The sequence below is a fragment of the Bacteroides sp. FSHCM14E1 genome (genome assembly GCF_019633785.1).
GTDB lineage: Bacteria > Bacteroidota > Bacteroidia > Bacteroidales > Bacteroidaceae > Bacteroides > Bacteroides hominis.
In genome coordinates this window covers 186,820-206,352 of sequence record NZ_JADKYL010000005.1, presented here as the reverse complement: position 1 = coordinate 206,352, position 19,533 = coordinate 186,820, and the positions used below count along the sequence as shown (strand labels likewise).

General features: G+C 42.4%; 15 protein-coding genes. 9 read left to right on the top strand and 6 right to left on the bottom strand.

From position 1 onward, the window contains the following. Window positions 1–191: 191 nt before the first annotated feature. Window positions 192–1,475 (bottom strand): DEAD/DEAH box helicase, encoded by a 1,284-nt coding sequence (locus tag ISX59_RS10190; protein ID WP_220575871.1) that lies wholly within the window; start codon window positions 1,473–1,475, stop codon window positions 192–194. A gap of 189 nt (window positions 1,476–1,664) precedes the next feature. Between ISX59_RS10190 and ISX59_RS10185 the strand changes: the two genes are divergently transcribed. Continuing rightward, the gene (locus ISX59_RS10185; protein ID WP_220575870.1) at window positions 1,665–2,435 is read left to right on the top strand and encodes an SDR family NAD(P)-dependent oxidoreductase; all 771 of its coding nucleotides are present in this window, start codon (window positions 1,665–1,667) and stop codon (window positions 2,433–2,435) included. Between the two features lie 113 nt (window positions 2,436–2,548). Next, a complete protein-coding gene (locus tag ISX59_RS10180; RefSeq protein WP_220575869.1) occupies window positions 2,549–3,046 on the top strand; it encodes an SPOR domain-containing protein in 498 nt (165 codons plus the stop codon). A 99-nt stretch (window positions 3,047–3,145) separates the two neighbouring features. On the opposite strand, the gene ISX59_RS10175 is transcribed toward ISX59_RS10180, so the two are convergent. Beyond that, complete coding sequence (locus tag ISX59_RS10175; RefSeq protein ID WP_220575868.1) at window positions 3,146–5,818, bottom strand: glycoside hydrolase family 2 TIM barrel-domain containing protein; 2,673 nt, start codon at window positions 5,816–5,818, stop codon at window positions 3,146–3,148. Between the two features lie 732 nt (window positions 5,819–6,550). Here ISX59_RS10175 and cysQ point away from each other — a divergent pair. From cysQ to ISX59_RS10140, 7 genes are all read left to right on the top strand, one after another. Then, the gene (cysQ, locus tag ISX59_RS10170) at window positions 6,551–7,369 is read left to right on the top strand and encodes a 3'(2'),5'-bisphosphate nucleotidase CysQ (RefSeq protein ID WP_044301622.1); all 819 of its coding nucleotides are present in this window, start codon (window positions 6,551–6,553) and stop codon (window positions 7,367–7,369) included. Window positions 7,370–7,389: 20 nt separating this feature from the next. Next, entirely contained in the window at window positions 7,390–8,946 is a 1,557-nt protein-coding gene (locus tag ISX59_RS10165) for an SLC13 family permease (RefSeq protein WP_005776452.1), read from the top strand. A gap of 28 nt (window positions 8,947–8,974) precedes the next feature. Further along, window positions 8,975–9,583, top strand: coding sequence for an adenylyl-sulfate kinase (cysC, locus tag ISX59_RS10160; RefSeq protein ID WP_005776453.1), 609 nt, complete (start codon window positions 8,975–8,977; stop codon window positions 9,581–9,583). A 27-nt stretch (window positions 9,584–9,610) separates the two neighbouring features. Continuing rightward, the gene (cysD, locus tag ISX59_RS10155) at window positions 9,611–10,522 is read left to right on the top strand and encodes a sulfate adenylyltransferase subunit CysD (RefSeq protein ID WP_005776455.1); all 912 of its coding nucleotides are present in this window, start codon (window positions 9,611–9,613) and stop codon (window positions 10,520–10,522) included. An 11-nt stretch (window positions 10,523–10,533) separates the two neighbouring features. Then, window positions 10,534–11,964 (top strand): sulfate adenylyltransferase subunit CysN, encoded by a 1,431-nt coding sequence (cysN, locus tag ISX59_RS10150; RefSeq protein WP_005776456.1) that lies wholly within the window; start codon window positions 10,534–10,536, stop codon window positions 11,962–11,964. A gap of 66 nt (window positions 11,965–12,030) precedes the next feature. Further along, window positions 12,031–13,137 (top strand): sulfotransferase, encoded by a 1,107-nt coding sequence (locus tag ISX59_RS10145; RefSeq protein WP_005776457.1) that lies wholly within the window; start codon window positions 12,031–12,033, stop codon window positions 13,135–13,137. Window positions 13,138–13,152: 15 nt separating this feature from the next. Next, complete coding sequence (locus tag ISX59_RS10140) at window positions 13,153–14,115, top strand: PCMD domain-containing protein (RefSeq protein ID WP_005776458.1); 963 nt, start codon at window positions 13,153–13,155, stop codon at window positions 14,113–14,115. A gap of 203 nt (window positions 14,116–14,318) precedes the next feature. On the opposite strand, the gene ISX59_RS10135 is transcribed toward ISX59_RS10140, so the two are convergent. Genes ISX59_RS10135 through ISX59_RS10120 form a run of 4 tightly spaced genes read right to left on the bottom strand, consistent with a single transcriptional unit; the run spans window position 14,319 to window position 19,496 of the window. After that, the gene (locus ISX59_RS10135) at window positions 14,319–15,440 is read right to left on the bottom strand and encodes an OmpA family protein (RefSeq protein WP_005776459.1); all 1,122 of its coding nucleotides are present in this window, start codon (window positions 15,438–15,440) and stop codon (window positions 14,319–14,321) included. 13 nt (window positions 15,441–15,453) lie between these two features. Continuing rightward, complete coding sequence (locus ISX59_RS10130; RefSeq protein WP_044301616.1) at window positions 15,454–16,257, bottom strand: YjbH domain-containing protein; 804 nt, start codon at window positions 16,255–16,257, stop codon at window positions 15,454–15,456. 52 nt (window positions 16,258–16,309) lie between these two features. Further along, a complete protein-coding gene (locus ISX59_RS10125; protein ID WP_137572328.1) occupies window positions 16,310–18,535 on the bottom strand; it encodes a carboxypeptidase-like regulatory domain-containing protein in 2,226 nt (741 codons plus the stop codon). A 16-nt stretch (window positions 18,536–18,551) separates the two neighbouring features. Beyond that, on the bottom strand, window positions 18,552–19,496 hold the full coding sequence (locus ISX59_RS10120) for a hypothetical protein (RefSeq protein WP_032531324.1): 945 nt from the start codon (window positions 19,494–19,496) through the stop codon (window positions 18,552–18,554). Window positions 19,497–19,533: the final 37 nt, after the last annotated feature.

The window sequence follows — 19,533 nt, the reverse complement described above, 5'->3', positions numbered from 1 at the left end:
CCGTGGTGAAAAGAGTTATGACGCACCTTCTTTATACTTTTATATGGAGTGTTTTCTTGGAGTTATAAATCTCCAAGATTTTTCTCATACCATGGGGCTGTGTATATGGCGCTTTTGGGTTCTATTTACCATTGGCTTGATTTATATATTTTGATGTGAAAGAAAATCACATCTGCCCTATTGCCAACGGATTATTTCCTTTTTTCTTGCTTATTAGAAGAAGGCTGGTTAGGCTTTTGTTTTTTCCGTCTCCAGAAGTCACCGTTCGCCCGACTTCCACGGTATACTTTGTTGGCTTTTGCTTTGACCTTAATCTCTTCTTGTTTTTCTTCCTGAGCTTTGGCGCCTTCGGCAGTGACAAACGGATGTTCTTTCACTACAGGAATGTTTTTCCCTATCAGTTTTTGAATGTCTTTCAGGTAGGGAAGTTCTTCTGATTCGCAGAAAGAGATGGCTACACCTTCATGTCCGGCACGTCCTGTCCGTCCGATGCGATGCACATAAGTTTCCGGTACATTAGGTAACTCATAATTGATCACGTGCGATAGCTGATCTACGTCGATGCCTCGTGCGGCGATATCGGTTGCTATCAAGGCGCGTAGGGTGTGATTCTTGAAGTTGGTCAAGGCCCGTTGGCGGGCATTCTGGGTTTTGTTGCCGTGAATCGCTTCTGCGCCGATGCCGGCTTTGTTCAATATACGTGCCAGTTTATCAGCTCCGTATTTGGTGCGTGTGAAAATAAGTACCGACTCGATAGAGGCGTCTTTCAGCAAGTGAATCAGCAGGTCTTTTTTTTCTTTTTTCTCGACAAAATAAACTTGTTGAGAGATGATATCCACAGTCGAAGAAGCCGGGGTTACCTCCACTTTTTCCGGTTTTGTCAACATCGAGTTTGCCAGTCTCTCTATTTCCGGTGGCATGGTAGCCGAGAAGAACAGAGTCTGTCTTTTCGTCGGAAGCAGTTTCAGGATACGTTTGATATCATGGATAAATCCCATGTCAAGCATTCGGTCTGCTTCGTCCAAAACAAAAAAGTCAAGTGAATTCAAGGAAACGAATCCTTGTGATATCAAATCCAATAATCTGCCCGGAGTTGCAACCAATATCTGTATCCCCCCCCGTAAAGCGTCGGTCTGTGGTTTCTGTCCTACTCCGCCGAAAATAACGGCATGTTTCAGACCGGTGTAACGGCCATATGCTTCAAAACTTTCACCAATCTGTATCGCAAGTTCCCGGGTTGGTGTCAGCACTAATGCTTTGATCCCTTTGCGATGGTCCGTTTTATACAATTTTTGCAAGATAGGGATAGAAAAAGCCGCCGTTTTACCGGTGCCTGTCTGAGCGCAACCTAATAGATCTTTTCCTTGAAGTAAAATGGGGATTGACTGTTCTTGTATCGGGGTGGGAGAGGTGTAACCCTCTTGTCTTAAAGCCTTTAAAATAGGCTCTATCAAATTCAAATTTTCAAATGTCATGTACAATAATTGAATGAGCCTCTCGGCTCTGTTATGTTATATAGCACAAAGATAGGTCAATAGTAAGACGTAAATCCTTTTTTCTGTAATGCTTTAATCTTATTTAACTAAGGTGTAGGGCATATCATCGGAGGTTTAAGCGTACTTTTGTGTCTCATTATATGGGAAATCTAAATTAATATATGAGAAATGAAAGGTAAAATCGTTTTTATAACAGGAGCAAGCAGCGGTATTGGTGAAGGCTGTGCACGTAAGTTTGCTTCACAGGGTTCGGACTTGATCTTGAATGCCCGTAATGTGGCAAAGCTGGAAGAACTGAAAAAGGAACTGGAAACTAAAAATGGGGTGCGTGTCTGTTTGTTGCCGTTTGATGTACGTGACCGTAAAGCGGCTTCCGCAGCATTGGCCTCTTTACCGGAAGAGTGGAAAAATATCGATGTGTTGGTGAATAACGCCGGTCTTGTGATTGGAGTGGACAAAGAGTTTGAAGGAAATTTGGACGAATGGGATATTATGATTGATACCAATATTAAGGCATTGTTGGCTATCACGCGTATGGTGGTTCCCGGAATGGTGGAGCGTAGCCGCGGGCATATTATTAATATCGGTTCGATAGCCGGTGATGCAGCCTATCCCGGTGGAAGTGTGTATTGCGCTACTAAGGCTGCCGTCAAAGCACTTTCGGACGGTCTGCGGATCGATTTGGTAGATACTCCCTTGCGGGTTACGAATATAAAACCGGGAATGGTGGAAACTAATTTTACGGTCGTCCGTTATCGTGGAGATAAAGATGCTGCCGATGCTTTTTATAAGGGCATTCGTCCGCTGACCGGGGATGACATTGCTGAAACCGTTTATTATGCTGCTTCTGCCCCCGAGCATATACAGATAGCCGAGGTATTGGTGATGCCCACTTATCAGGCCACCGGTACGATTTCTTATAAGAAAAAGGATTGCTGAGATTTCTGAAAAGGTGTTTTTTAGGAAGATTGTTTTGTGGGGTGATAAAAATTCTATTATTTTGTCCCCTTCAAACAGTGGATACGAAATTATTAACTAAATGTGTATAGATTATGAAAAAATTAGTAGTATTAGGGATGGGCGTATGCGTTGCCTTGGCATTTGCTTCATGTAAATCCAGCGAAAGTGCTTATAAAAAGGCATACGAGAAAGCTAAACAACAGGAATTGGCTGAACCGCAGGTAGAAGCTCCCGTAGAGGTCACTCCGGTGGTTACTGCTCCGGTAGAAACTAAAAAAGCTGTTGATAATGCTGCAGGCGTTCGTCAGGAAAAGGTAACAGTGGTTTCAGGTGCCGATGGATTGAAAGATTATAGCGTAGTATGCGGTAGTTTTGGTTTGAAAGCAAATGCAGAAGGTCTGAAAGATTTTTTGGATAAAGAAGGTTATAATGCAATTATTGCTTTTAATGCTGAAACAGCCATGTATCGTGTGATTGTAAATACATTTGCCGATAGAGCTTCTGCTGCACAGGCACGTGATGCTTTCAAGGCTAAATATCCTAATAGAAAAGACTTCCAGGGTGCCTGGTTGTTATATAGAATCTATTAATAAAGAAATTCTTTTTGGTAATTTCGGGAGCAACAGATGTTTGCTCCCGGATAAAGGCAGTAACTGTGAAGTTACTGCCTTTTTCAAATAGTGATGTGATTATTTCTTTTCGCCGAACTCCTCCTGTTGCTGTTCTACTTCTTTCAGTTTCTCGGCATTCTTAGCTTTCTGCAATCTCTCTTTTTCCAGTTGTGTTTCTGACTTTAGAGTTAGACTGTTTGTTCCTTGTCCGGTAAAGGCCGGAATAAATGCAGATTCTTCTTGACTGTAAATTTGAGGGAAGGTTCCCGGTTTACTTTCTAATTCTAATACGGCACTACTTGGCATTTGTGACCCTTCGAATAAAACACTGGCCGTGATTTTGATTTTGCCGGGTTTTAAAGTAGATTGAATCAGTACCGGAGCCGTTCCCCAACGAACAGATGCCGGGTTAGCCAAGTTATTTGCGCCGCCTAAGATACGTCCTTCACCTTCTACCTGAAATTTGATGGTATAGTTATTCAAACGTTTGATATTACCATTCTTGTCGGCAACGGCAGCTATAACAGTGATAAAGTCAGAACCATCTGCCTTCAGATCTACTCCTTCATTATCTATCCATAAGAGTAGTTTTTCCGGTCGTCGTGCCGGATAAACTTTATGCGTAGCTACTACTTTGCCGTCTATCAGCCCTTCTGCCAATAAGTATACGTCGGCCTGTTTGCCCTGGCGTGACAATGCTTTGTCTTGCATAAAGTCGTATGCGTCTTTGAAAGTAATGATGGGGTAAGGCATCCCTTCTTTCTCCGGGGTGCGGACATAGGTTTGTGTTTTTCCACCTTTGAGATAAGTAAGTCTCACTTCGTCGCAGTTAGAATAGACTGTGACATCTCTACCGGAGAACGGGGTCATTTCATGGGCGATATAAACCATCGGACCTGTCTTAAAAAGACGCTTCTCTTTCCGGGGAGATCGTTGGGACATAAACATATAGTAAGAATACTTGGGTTGTCGGAATACATCCATCACACCTCCGTAGAACGGATCGGGGTGATAACCGCGTTGATGGTCGAACGAATGCCATAAACAGCCTCCTATATGTTGCCGGGGGGTACGGTATAAAGCATCATAACTGGTGTATTTGTAAGGTGGGCAAGCATAATGTTGCGCTTGTATAAGCATGGCTTGTTCACCCCAGTTGCGTGCCACCCGGCTGGGAGAGTTGTGAGAATTCCAGTCATCCACATTATCACCCCATTCACGTGTGAAGTAAGTGATCTGTTTCTTGATATGGTTGGTTGAGTAGGCTCCTCCGCCTCCATTGAGCGGATGGGTGAAAAGTATTTGGAAATGCTCTTTTCCTTTGGCTTCACTATCACATCCGCTGTAACAATATGGATACGGATACTCTGCTTTTACTATATCATGTGCATTCTGGGCAAAGTCGGCCGGGTACCAGGTTTCGTTCAGGATTGGTTCCCACATCCATACGCAGGGATGGTTACGGTCCCGTCGAACCATATTCCGGATGTCGCTGTATACCCGTTGCGCAAAGACAGGGGCATCGTTCCAGAATTGCCAGCCCGGTGTATTGACAATTACAAACAGTCCAAGTTCATCGCAAGCGTCCATGAAAGCCGGGTCTTGCGGGCAATGTGCATTACGGATAACTTTCATCCCTGCATCTCTCAGCTTTTTGGCATCGCGCCAGTGAATGCTGTTTGGCACTGCATTGCCCACTATCGCGAAGTCCTGATGGCGGTTAGCTCCTATCAATGGTGTTTCATAAGGCCTTCCGTTCAGCCAGAATCCGGCTTCTCCCTTGAATTCGATGCTGCGGATCCCGATTCGGCGGCGGTATCCGTCTATTACGTTGCCCTGTTCGTCACGAACGCGGACAATCAGATTGTATAGTGTAGGTGTCTCTGGGCTCCACAACATTGGATTTTTTACCGTCAGCTTATCAGATGAACTGGCTGCCTTACCGGATTTGACACGAATGACTGAATTCAGAAAAGCTATTTGTTGTCCGTCCGGTTGTTGAAGCTCGTATTCGACGACTCCTTTAAAAGCTTTTTTTCCGGAGTTCCGAATCTGTATTTTGAGCAATACTTCGGCCGAGAGATCCGATACATTGTCATAAGCGACAAATAATCCTCCGCCTGCTTCTTCGTTTTCATAATTCGGATCGGTAATGAATATCTGATTATGTGCCACCAGCCAGCAGTCCCGGTATATTCCTCCGAAATAAGTGAAGTCCAGAACTTCCTGTTGTTTTCCGGGGGGATAATTAGGGTCATTGCTATTGTCGGCCCATACGGCAATCAGGTTGTCTTTGCCAAATTCCAGGGCATCCGTCACATCGACAACTGCAGGTAGATAACCTCCAAAGTGTTCAGATAGTAGTTTACCGTTTACATATATTTTACTTTTACCCATGATGGCTTCAAAGTGCAGAAATAATTTCTTGCCTTTCAAGGTTGCATCCGGTGTAAAATGTTTGCGATACCATACTTCACCTTGGTAATTAACACAGCCGCTGGCTTCAGTAGGCAAGTATTCGATGCCATGGGGCAAGGAAACTACCTCCCATGATCGATCGTTGAAGTTAACAGCTTCGGCGCCAACGCAATTTCCTTTATAAAAGCGCCATGCAGGATTCATGGAATAGACCTCCCGACCGGAATCAGCCAGTCGGAAAAATCCGGCGGTGGAGAATTCTGGCTGATGCGCTTTAATGCATAGCGGGGATAAAAGTAGGCTAATAAATAGCAGAATAATACTTTTCTTCATTGTGGTAGGTTTTGATAATCAGTTATTGGTGTTTTCTTTTTTGATTTTAAATCTTAATAGGTTGGTTTCATAATCCTCGCGGAGTACGGCGTGAAGTTATTAAAAAAGTCTAATACTCGCAAGAGGCTTACAAACTCTTTATATAAATCATCTTTTAAGCTGTATAATTACCGTTCGTTATTTTCATATATTCAGATGGGAGAGTTGCTACTTGCTTAAATAGCAATTATCTTTTCCGAAACTATAAGATAAAGATTCTTTAGATAAAGAAGGCTGTATTGTACTATTTTGCTTATAACCAGTGATATGGCAGTGCTTGTTCTAAGCTTGGAAAAGACTTGGTTTAACATTGTGTTAAACCAAGTCTTTTGTGGGTAAATATCAAGTCTTTTTGATGCAAAAGGTTTGATGTTTGTGAATGGAAAACAAATGATACAAAAGAGGAATTAACAATGTTAATTTGTACGCTCCGTCAGAGAAGTTGTTTGGAGCGTATGTTTTATCTTTGAAGCTTCTTTTTAGCACTGTCTGTGTCATATAAAAAATTGGAGGTATAGCTGAATAGTTTTTTTTGATATGAAAGGTTTTTTAGGGTTTTGCCGGTTTCTACTAAAAGAAGTTATAATTAGCTATTTAAAAACTTTTTAAAGAGATAAAGTTTTTACTTTTGTGTCTCTATTTACCTGGGGATTTTACGCCTTGTCGGAAACAAGGTTTTAATTGCGTAATAAAATGGAACATAAATACTTATTTATTGCTGTTGATGCAGCCCTGAAAGCAGGAGAGGAGATATTGTCTATTTATACCGATCCGGCTTCGGACTTCGAAATAGAGCGGAAAGCTGACAATTCTCCTTTGACCATTGCTGACCGGAAAGCACATATAATAATTTCCACTATTTTGAATGAAACTCCTTTTCCTGTTCTGAGCGAAGAGGGGAGACATTTGGATTATGATACCCGTCGTAAGTGGGAAATGTTGTGGATTGTCGATCCTTTGGATGGTACGAAAGAATTTATCAAGCGAAACGGTGAATTTACAGTGAACATAGCTTTGGTGAAAGCGGGGGTTCCTATTATTGGAGTTATTTATCTGCCGGTGAAAAAAGAACTCTATTTTGCCGGTGAAGAGATCGGTGCTTATAAATTGTCGGATATTACAGCTTTAGAGGATAATGCCACACTTGATAAATTGATTGCTGCTTCCGTACGGCTACCGCAGGGCGGTCGGCAAAATCAATTTGTGGTTGTTGCTTCCCGTTCACATCTGACTCCGGAGACAGAGGCATACATTGAAGCGTTGAAGCAGAAATACGGCGATGTGGAGTTGATATCCAGTGGCAGTTCTATTAAAATATGTTTGGTTGCTGAAGGTAAAGCGGATGTTTATCCTCGTTTTGCTCCTACTATGGAGTGGGATACTGCTGCCGGACATGCCATAGCACGTGCTGCGGGAATGGAGGTTTATCAGGCGGATAAAAAAGATGTTCCCTTGCAGTATAATAAAGAAAATTTGCTGAATCCTTGGTTTATTGTTGAGAAGAGAAGATAAACCATTAATTGTTTGCGTTTATGACATTTGAAATTGCGTTTGTGTTATTATCCTTATTGGGGATGGTTATTGCTTTGATTCTGGACAAGATGCGTCCCGGCATGATACTTTTTTCAGTAGTGGTGTTGTTTCTCTGTGCAGGTATTTTGACTCCGAAGGAGATGCTCGAGGGATTCAGTAATAAAGGGATGATAACCGTGGCCCTGCTTTTTTTGGTAAGCGAGGGTATCCGCCAGTCGGGAGCGTTGGGGCAGGTCATTAAAAAGTTGCTTCCTCAGAAGCGAACGACGGTATTTAGGGCACAATTGCGTTTATTACCTTCCGTTGCCTTTATTTCGGCTTTTTTGAATAATACTCCGGTTGTTGTTATTTTTGCTCCAATCATTAAACGATGGGCGCGTACCGTCCACTTACCTGCTACCAAATTCTTAATTCCTCTTTCGTATGTGACTATATTGGGAGGTATTTGTACTTTGATCGGTACGTCTACCAACTTGGTTGTGCACGGAATGATACTGGAATCCGGACATGAAGGATTTACGATGTTTGAATTGGGTAAAGTGGGGATCTTTATTGCAATTGCCGGCATCATTTATCTGTTTGCTTTTTCTAAAAAGTTGCTCCCTGATGCACGTCCCGATACGGCCGTACCTGATGAGGAAATAGAAGAAGGAGATAAACTCCACCGGGTGGAAGCTGTGCTTGGTGCCCGTTTTCCGGGTATTAATAAAACGTTGGGTGAGTTTAATTTCAAGCGTCATTATGGTGCTGAGGTCAAAGAAATCAAGAAACGCAACGGACAGCGGTTCGTCAATAACCTGGAAGAGGTTGTTTTGCGTGAAGGTGATACATTGGTAGTGATGGCAGATGATACATTTATTCCTACTTGGGGAGAATCTTCCGTGTTTGTGTTGTTAGCCAACGGCAATGATAACGAACCTGTACCGGGAAAAGGGAAACGCTGGTTTGCATTGATTCTGTTGATTCTGATGATAGCAGGTGCTACTGTCGGAGAACTTCCAATAGTGAAGGAAATGTTTCCGGACATGAAACTGGATATGTTTTTCTTTGTTTCCGTTACTACTATTATCATGGCCTGGACTAAAATCTTCCCGGCACGCAAGTATACTAAATATATTTCGTGGGACATTTTGATAACGATTGCTTGTGCTTTTGCCATCAGTAAAGCAATGGTGAACTCGGGAGTGGCCGATAAGGTGGCAGAGTTCATAATCGGCATGAGCGATGATTACGGTCCCCATGTATTGCTGGCGGTTCTATTTATTATTACCAATCTGTTTACGGAACTGATTACAAACAATGCGGCCGCTGCGTTGGCTTTTCCGTTGGCTTTGTCGCTTTCAACCCAGTTGGGAGTCGATCCGATGCCGTTCTTTGTGGTCATTTGTATGGCTGCATCGGCCAGTTTCTCTACACCGATTGGGTATCAGACTAACCTGATCGTACAAGGTATTGGTAACTATAAGTTTATGGATTTTGTCCGTATCGGATTACCTTTAAATCTTATAACATTCCTGATTTCTATTTTCCTGATTCCTTTAATCTGGCCGTTTTAATGACTGAAACAACATCTAACATATTATAATGGAAGAAAATAATAACATATATCCAATATTCGACCGGATGCTGACCCGGCAGGATAAAGAAGGACTCCTGAGGCAGCATGGCGTGATGATTTGGTTTACCGGTCTGAGCGGATCGGGCAAAAGTACGATTGCAATTGCTTTGGAACGCGAATTGCATAAACGTGGATTGTTGTGCCGTATCCTGGACGGAGATAACATCCGTACGGGGATAAACAATAATTTAGGCTTTTCTGAAGCCGACAGGGTGGAAAATATTCGTCGTATAGCTGAGGTTTCCAAACTTTTTATTGATACCGGTATTATTACGATTGCTGCTTTTATCAGTCCTAATAATGATATCCGCGAGATGGCAGCCCGCATTATCGGGCAAGATGATTTTTTAGAAGTATTTGTCAGCACTCCGCTTGCCGAATGTGAGAAACGCGATGTGAAGGGGTTGTATGCCAAGGCCCGCAGAGGAGAAATAAAAAACTTTACCGGGATATCCGCTCCATTTGAGGCTCCGGAGCATCCGGCCTTGTCACTTGATACTTCAACACTTTCACTTGAAGAGTCAGTCAAGCGTCTGTTGGACATTGTATTGCCCCGTGTGAGCAGACATGAATAGAATATAGATGAAGAAATAATCATAACAATGAAAGAGGAATATAAATTAAGCCACTTAAAGGAACTCGAAGCCGAGTCCATTCACATTATCCGCGAAGTGGCGGCGGAGTTTGAGAATCCGGTTATGCTGTATAGCATCGGAAAGGATTCTTCGGTCATGGTACGCCTCGCCGAGAAAGCTTTCTATCCGGGCAAGGTGCCGTTTCCTTTAATGCACATCGATTCTAAATGGAAATTTAAGGAAATGATTCAGTTCCGTGATGAATATGCTAAAAAGTATGGTTGGAATCTGATTGTGGAAAGCAATATGGAAGCTTTTCATGCGGGAGTAGGACCGTTTACACATGGAAGTAAGGTACATACCGACCTGATGAAAACACAAGCTTTGCTGCGTGCACTCGATAAATATAAATTTGATGCCGCATTTGGCGGTGCCCGCCGTGATGAAGAAAAATCACGTGCCAAAGAGCGCATATTCTCTTTTCGTGATAAGTTTCATCAATGGGATCCTAAAAACCAGCGTCCGGAACTGTGGGATATTTACAATGCCCGCGTACATAAAGGTGAAAGCATACGTGTGTTTCCGTTGAGCAACTGGACCGAGCTGGATATCTGGCAATACATTCGCTTGGAGAATATTCCGATTGTACCATTGTATTATGCCAAGGAGCGTCCTGTGGTGCAGATGGACGGAAATCTGATTATGGCTGATGATGAGCGTCTGCCGGAGAAATATCGTGATCAGATTGAGATGAAAATGGTACGTTTCCGTACGTTGGGGTGCTGGCCGTTGACAGGTGCTGTCGAGAGCGAAGCCGACACCATTGAGAAGATTGTGGAAGAGATGATGACTACTACCAAGAGCGAACGTACAACCCGCGTTATTGATTTCGACCAGGAAGGTAGCATGGAACAGAAGAAACGCGAAGGATATTTTTAAATATTACAACTATGGCAGATAAATTAGATATAAAAGCATTTCTGGATAAAGACGAACAGAAAGATTTGCTGCGTCTGTTGACGGCAGGTTCGGTAGACGATGGAAAGTCTACATTGATCGGGCGTCTGCTGTTCGATAGCAAGAAATTGTATGAAGACCAGCTCGATGCGCTGGAACGCGATAGTAAACGGTTGGGTAATGCAGGAGAACACATTGATTATGCTCTGTTGCTGGATGGGCTGAAGGCCGAACGCGAACAAGGCATTACGATTGATGTGGCCTATCGTTACTTCTCTACCAATAACCGCAAATTTATCATTGCTGACACTCCGGGGCACGAACAGTATACCCGTAATATGATAACCGGTGGTTCTACGGCCAATCTGGCTATTATTCTGGTAGATGCCCGCATGGGAGTGATCACTCAGACAAGACGTCATACCTTCCTGGTTTCTTTGTTGGGAATCAAGCATGTGGTGTTGGCAGTCAATAAGATGGACTTGGTCGATTTTTCGGAAGAGCGTTTCAACGAAATAGTAACAGAGTATAAAAAGTTTGTAGCTCCTCTGGGGATTCCTGACGTAACCTGCATTCCTCTTTCGGCACTCGATGGAGATAATGTGGTGGATAGGTCGGAAAGAACTCCGTGGTACGAAGGACTCTCCTTACTCGATTTTCTGGAAACGGTGCATATCGACAGTGATAATAATTTTGATGATTTCCGCTTTCCCGTACAATATGTACTTCGTCCGAATCTTGACTTCCGCGGATTTTGCGGTAAGGTGGCATCCGGTGTCATACGTAAAGGGGATAAAGTGATGGCTTTGCCTTCCGGTAAGGTATCTCATGTTAAGAGTATTGTTACTTTTGATGGTGAACAGGAGTATGCTTTTCCTCCACAGTCGGTTACACTGACACTTGAAGATGAAATAGATGTATCGAGAGGAGAAATGTTGGTTCATCCGGACAACCTGCCTATTGTAGACCGTAATTTTGAAGCGATGCTGGTGTGGATGGATGAAGAACCGATGGATGTCAACAAATCGTTCTTTATCAAACAGACAACGAACGTTAGCCGTACCCGTATTGATAGCATTAAGTATAAAGTGGATGTCAATACGATGGAACATTCATCTGTCCCTTTCCTTTCTTTGAACGAAATAGCACGTGTGGTGTTTACTACAGCCAAAGAGTTGTTCTTTGATCCGTATCAGAAGAATAAATCGTGTGGCTCGTTCATTCTGATTGATCCGATTACCAATAATACCAGTGCTGTGGGGATGATTATCGATCGGGTTGAAAGGAAAGACATGAATGCTTCTGATGATCTTCCGGTTCTGAACCTGCCAAAACTGGGCATAACGACTGAGCATTATGAAGCGATTGAAAAGGCTGTGAAATCGTTGAGTGAACAAGGTTTCGAAGTCAGAATAGAAAAGTAAATAATGATTCGATGTGCCGACGGGCTGGTTACGGCCTGTTGACACATTAACAACTAACACATTATTATGGGATTACTTGAATTTAATAAACTTCCTATAAATACTCTGGTGGGTGCAGACTGGCAAACATTTAAAGCTATTACGGGAGGAAGGGAGGTCGATGCGCCCTATAAAGGTAAATATCGTCTGACAAAGGCTGTTTGCCGTTTACTGTCTACTTTGGCTCCTCTTCAGGATAAGCGTTATGAGAAGATACTGGCAGATAAACCATTGGAGCATGATCCGGTTTTTATTCTTGGTCACTGGCGTAGTGGAACTACTTTTGTGCACAATGTTTTTTCATGCGATACACATTTCGGCTATAACACGACTTATCAAACCGTATTTCCACATTTAATGATGTGGGGCCAGCCGTTCTTCAAGAAAAATATGAGTTGGCTTATGCCGGATAAGCGTCCGACGGATAATATGGAACTGGCCGTCGATTTACCGCAGGAAGAAGAGTTCGCACTTGCCAATATGATGCCTTATACCTACTATAATTTCTGGTTCCTACCCAAATATCAGCAAGAATATGCTGATAAATATTTGCTTTTTGATGATATCAGCGAAGCTGAACTGAAGGTTTTTGAGGAGACATTTACCAAGTTGATCAAGATTTCTTTATGGAATACGCAAGGTACCCAGTTTCTCAGTAAGAATCCCCCTCATACAGGACGGGTGAAGGAGCTGGTAAAAATGTTCCCCAATGCGAAGTTTGTTTATCTGATGCGCAATCCGTATACAGTATTTGAATCTACACGGAGTTTCTTTACCAATACGATTCAGCCATTGAAATTACAGGATATTACTCCCGCCGAGTTGGAGGACAATATTCTTTCCATTTATGCTAAATTGTACCATAAATATGAAGCTGATAAGCAGTTCATTCCCAAGGGAAACCTGATGGAAGTGAAATTTGAGGATTTTGAGGCAGACGCTATGGGAATGACTGAGAATATTTACCATGCTTTGGATATTCCCGGATTCTCCGAAGCACGTGGTGCAATAGAAAAGTATGTGGGAGGTAAAAAAGGATATAAGAAAAACAAATATAAGTATGATGACCGTACTGTTCAGCTGGTGCAGGATCATTGGGATTTTGCACTGAAGCAATGGGATTATAGTTTATAAAAGAAAGGAGGAAAGATGATTCAGAAGACATATCGCTTATGGGTGGCAGGTCTGGTAACTTTGTGTTCTGCTCCTGCTGTGGCACAGCAGAAGGTGGAGATGTTCTCTTTTGGGAATATGGATCAGTGGGTGACACGTGAGATAAAAGAATCGGGTATTATTGGCGGAAATACCAAAAAAGTATATGCCATTGGACCTACGGAAACCATTGTAGGTGCGAAACCTTATACGAATAAAGGAGGGTCTCCATGGGCTACTTCTAACGTTATGGCACGTGTGTCAGGGATTACGAAGACCAATACTTCGGTGTTTCCTGAAGCAAGAGGAGATGGTTTTTGTGCACGTCTGGATACCCGTATGGAGAGTGTGAAAGTGCTCGGAATCGTAGATATCACAGTTCTGGCGGCAGGATCTATGTTTCTCGGGACAGTACATGAACCGATTAAAAGCACTAAGAATCCTAATAAAATGTTACAGATGGGAGTGCCGTTTACCGAACGTCCGTCAGCTATCCAGTTTGACTATAAAGTGAAAATGTCCGATCGTGAAAACCGCATACGGGCGACGGGATTCAGTAAGATAACAGACGTGCCGGGCAAGGATTTCCCTGCTGTTATTTTGTTGTTGCAGAAACGTTGGGAAGATGCCAAAGGGAATGTATATGCCAAACGTATCGGGACAATGGTGAACTATTATTATCATTCGACTGATTGGAAAAATGGTGCCACTTACAATATTATGTATGGCGATATAACTAATGATCCGGCATATAAGGCTCATATGATGCGTCTTCAGGCTTCTGAGTATTTTACGGTGAACAGTAAGGGGGAGAGTGTTCCAATCCATGAAGTGGCATGGGGAGAAGCTGATGATGTACCGACACATATGGTACTCCAGTTTACGTCCAGTCATGGTGGTGCATATATCGGATCGCCTGGAAACTCGCTCTATATTGACAATGTGAAGTTAGTATATTAGGACTCTGTCAGACGAAAAGGATAAGCGAAGATGTGTTCATGAATAATGGACACATCTTTTTTTGTTAGTTTACATTGGAAGAAAATATTCCGGAGCGGGGAGTCATGGCTTGACAAGGCAAGAAAAAAGGTACGTCTCAGCGACGTACCTTTTCAAAGTATAGAGCAATTTGTTTCCCGCTCTATTAGGAAATCGAAACCCTATTATTCTAAAATTACAACACGGTTCAGGAAGTTCTTGCCAAACATGTTGGCAGTTCCACCGAAACCGATGAGTTCCAGTTGATCTTTGCTTACGCCTTCTTTGATAAGAGCGTCATATACAGCTTGGGCACGTGCTTCAGATAGTTTCTGATTCCACTTTGCACTACCGGTAGCTTCATCTGCATAGCCTGCCACTTTGTATTTTTTATCCGGATTAGCCTTCAGGATCTTAGCTGCCAACTGGATGTTAACCATGCCGTAGTCATCGATTTTAGATTTGCCAATCTGGAAGAAAACAGCACGAGGACCGGCTACTTCAACTTCTTTTACAACTTCTTTTGTTACAGGTTTCACGTTAGCCAGTGCGTTCTTAGCATCAGCCAAGTCAGACTGAGCTTTTGACAATTCACTTCTGTAACGATTCAACTCTTCGTTAATAGCACTTTGGTCTACCTGGGCACCACAAGATACGAATCTCTTACCTCCGAATGTGTAAGTAACACCTGCTGTCAGAGAAACAGCGCCATCCGTATGAGCTGAGCTATAGCGTCCGAATACGGAAGGGGAAACTTCTCCTCTTGCCTCTACATTAATGTCCAGGTATTTGTTGATGTTGAATTGTCCCATCAGACCAACAGAACCATTAATCAGTGCATCCAGTTTATCCTGGTTACCATAAGCCTTGGCAAACGTAAGTCCCGGACCGGCAAACACTGATACGGTGAACAAACGGTCGGGGTTGTAGCCTCCGATGGCATTTGACAAATTGAACAATCCGTCGGCACGCAAAGTGAAGTACTTTTTATTCTTCATTTTGTTATATTCTCCTTCCGGCATGCCGTATTCGGAGTATAATGTGCTCCAGCATCCGGCTACCTGACCGCGGATACCCCAGATAGGGTTGAACAGTTTACCGACTGATGCATGGATCAGCGGAGTTATGGCATGTCCGAAGCCATAATCAAAGTTGTCAGGGTTTACACATCCCTGTGCTCCCACACCCACACTGATAAAGATATTATCTTTAGCTTTCTCGCTATAATAATGCTCTTTGGTCTGGGCTGAGGCGGAGATGGCTGCGCCTGTCAACAGTAAAGACAATATTGCTATTCTACTTTTCATGTTATTTCATTTTTTATTTTAACTCTTTGTTTCGTTTTTGCTTTTTTATTCCATTTTTCCCTGACAAGCGGAACTGGAGTGTCAATCCTCCCGTAACGTACTTCATCTTTTGTAATTCCACTTGTGCGTGTAGATGGTTGAAAAGCAAATAGGTGGCACCTAACGCAAAATCTTTCGAATCATATTCGGCAATCAATCTCAATTGCGGATGGAAAGACGGATTGTAGCTGATACCTGCCGCGATCCCATTCAGTTTGTATTCTATCCGTTTGTTATAAAGGTAGGAGAGGTGTACTCCTATTGTCTCTGATCCCAATCGGATATGTTTGGTGGCTGCGACATAGAAACGGCTGAAATATCCGTTACCTTCGGTCGGGGCGACAACTCCGTCACCGGACGAGGTAAAAGGATCGGAGGTTCCTATTACCACAGCGGGCATGTATTTCCAGAACTGTCCCTCTTTCAATGCCCGTAATCTGAGAGAAAAATACCGGTCCTGATTGGTGAACCCTGAGTAACCATAAGGTTTTAATCCAAGAGCTTCTGCCTTGAACAAAGTACAAGTATATGCCACTTCCATCCAAGGTAGAATGGTTACATTCAGGTAGTAATTGTACGTATGATAATACCACGTCGGAGGAGTTATCTCCTTATTCATAAAGTTAGCACCCAGCATCACTGTTTTATCCTTTTGCATTTCTGCCGAGGGGGCATGCAGCAATCCTGTAGTGCCATAGGTCAATTGAGCCGAAAGCATAAAGGGTATAGCTATAAATAGCGATACGATGAAGATTCGTTTTAATTTTACTGTATACATCCTTTATACTTTCAGGTCAATGATTTCAATTACTACATTTATTTTTCACTGTTTATTCAGAGATTACGATACCACCACCGGCATTGATGTCATCACCATGTCCGTGACCGTGACCGATACTTGTAATCTGGCTGGCTACGATATTAACCACTTTGATAATGGTAACAGAAGCAGTCTTCTTTTCAATACTGCCATTAGCATTCTTGATAGCGAATGGTAAGGTGTAAGTTTTTTCAATAGCGTTTTTAATTACCTTGAAACCCTTCAACTGGGTGTTGGCAGCTATTGTGACGGTTCCAGAATATAACTGATCTGTAAAGTCGGCAGTCGGAGTCACGTTTTCGTTGTCTGTCTTAATAGCCCCTATCAGAGCATTGGTAACCATGTTGAGAGTTGTAGATGTCAATGTCGGATGTGCTTTCTTGATAACTGCTGCTACAGAAGCACCGTCTTTACACTTGATGCCACCCTTATAAGTGATTTTCAGGGTTGTATTAACAGCTTCATCTCCGGTAGAGTATACTTTGTCGATAGTGATTGTATCTATAGGGGCTTCAGCGGTAGATTTGTTATCGGCTTCTTCAAATCCGAATTTAAATTTAGAGAAGTGATGAATTTCACCAACGAATGCACCGTCTTTATAAGTGGCATAGTTTTCTTCAGCTTCCCATTTCTTACTTGTTTCGTTGTAATAGAGGGTAGCCAAAGCGATTTCTGGAGTTTCACCCTTCACAACTTCAACTTTAGCAGGAACGAAATTCACTTCCATCGGAGTTACGAAGATTGTACCTGTAGGTTGGCCGTCAAATTCACGGAGTGAAGTACCTTCTTCTTTACCGTCATCTGCACGTTCGATACTCAAGTTGCTGGCAACACCGCTTGTAAAGATGATCACTGAGTTTTCAGGTATAGTAATAACATCGATAACATTTTCTTCTACTTCAGTATCTGTGTTAATGATTGTAGACTTAACTTCTACTTTCATCTCTTTTTCTACTGGCAGGATTGCGATCTTTTCTACAGATTGGATAGTTCCTTTATCAACATATTGCTGCATAGCTTCGACAACTTTTTCTGCTTGAACCGGAGTGATTGTTACTGTAGAACCTGCGGCTTCCAAAGCTTTGTTGATTGAAGTTTCTACTGCGGCTTTAGAAGGAACTTTTTCTTCAGGAGCTTTTTCCGGAGCCGCTTCCTGAGCTTTTTCCATTACTTTTTCATCGAAAGCTATATCAACATTACCTGGAACAAACACTTCGTTTTCGTCTTCATCAGGTACAATCGTTTCGCTCTTCTTTACCAAGGTCACATCAATAGTCTTGTTAGACACTTCATTTGCATTGACTGGGGCAATGAATGCTGTATAATAGTAAGTTTTGTAATTAGCATGAGTGATTGTAACAAGAGCTTTTGTCAAGCCTTTGATGTTTGCTGCAGGAATTTCAATTTTGTAAGCGCCACTTGCCGAGTTGCTTGTGTTGACATAAGCACCTATTTTTACTGTAACAGTAGCGTTGTTTACAACAGCTCCGTCTTCGTTGTATAGGCATCCTGACAGATAGTACTTAGCGTCAGCCACTACATCTGCTTTTTGCATACCAACAGCAACCTTTGCTGTATGAACGTATACACCTTCACCTTCGGGTGCTTCTACTTCGTTGATCACAACTTCAGCGGTAGTAGGAGTATATCCGTCAGCGGTAATGTATACAGTGTGTTGTCCTACAGTTACATTATCAAAGCTGAATGTGTTGCCTGCAATAGTAGGGACGGTTACGACACCGGCCATGGTTACTGTTTTGATAGCTACTTTAGTATTGCTGCTTGTCGCGTCAAATACTGAACCTTCAACGTTGTACTGTACAGTTTTGTATTTGGGCGTATCTTTGCCTTTTATCATGTTGGCATTGATAGTATAAGCTACAATAGAACCATTCTCTTGTTTGGTAACAAATACAGAGCTTGTCACTGTTTTGTAGCCGCTCTTTGCAAAAGTCACTACGTTGGTTTCTCCTACTTTGGCTTCCAAAGCATACTTACCGTCTGCGGCGGTGGTCATTGACTTTGAGTTTGTAACATTGGTTACCGTTACACCATCCATCACAGCATTGCTTTCAGCATCTGCAACAATACCTGCAACTTGATATGTTGTTGCTGTAGGCTCGGTCACTTTAGGTACATCAATCTCATCTTTTTCGTAGCAACTTGCGAACATACCGCACATTGCTAACAGGGTTAACGCTAATTTAGCGCTACTACCGAAAAATTTACTTTTCATTTTCATCTCAATAAAATTAAAAATTTAATAACTCAGATTTTACAAAATATGGATTAAAACTATTATTCTTCATTATGTTGTCATCGGGTGCCGGCCGATAAGTTTTATAGTAATATTGTTCATTTCCTGCATTATAGGACATTCCCATATTGTTGGAGGGTGTGATCCGGGGGATATATCCTTTACGTTTATATCGGTAAGGAGGTAAGGCTATCTGGAAACGGAAACCTCCATTGGCTTTTACATTCTTGGCTTTCATGGCATAAAAGCCGATAGAGGCATAGCGAAAATGCCGGATTGCTTCTACTCTGACCGCCTTTTCTTGCAGTAGATATTGTTCCACTCTTGCATTTAGTTCTACATTATAGCGGGGCCAATAGAAACTTCCTCCCAATGACCATGTTGTACGCATCTTTGTGCCGTAGTGCATAGTAAAACCTTCCCAATATCCGGTTCCGGTATATCCTATACGTCCTTCTACGCTGAAACGTTCATCGTTGAAATGATGAATCAGATTGAAATCAATGCCATATCGGCTATTATTAAAATTACCTACAGACAGTGTTGCCCATAAGTTATAAGGTAAACGAACCGTTTGTGATAGTTCAAGGAAACCCGGATGCACTTTATCGTATCTGCTGGCATATCCGTCATTGTATACCGGAATCACCATTTGAGCGGTGAATTTCATCCCTCTCCATAAAGAGACTTCTATGGCGGGTGATAAATTGAAAAGTACTTGATAGATTTGCGTTATTACCAGATTTTTTAGTGATAATTCCGGATATATTGTGATATCTACTTTATACAAAGAGCTATTCTTTTTTTTATTCCTTTTTACTTTGTTCCAGCTATTTCCAAGATTATAGCTGACTTCCCAGTCTTGTTTGCTAATATCTATGGTACTGTCTTTTTTAGATGGCTGATAATAAAGAGAAATCTGAGGAACGTTGTTATTCAAAACGATAATTCGACATGGCTTTCTTTCGGGAAATCGA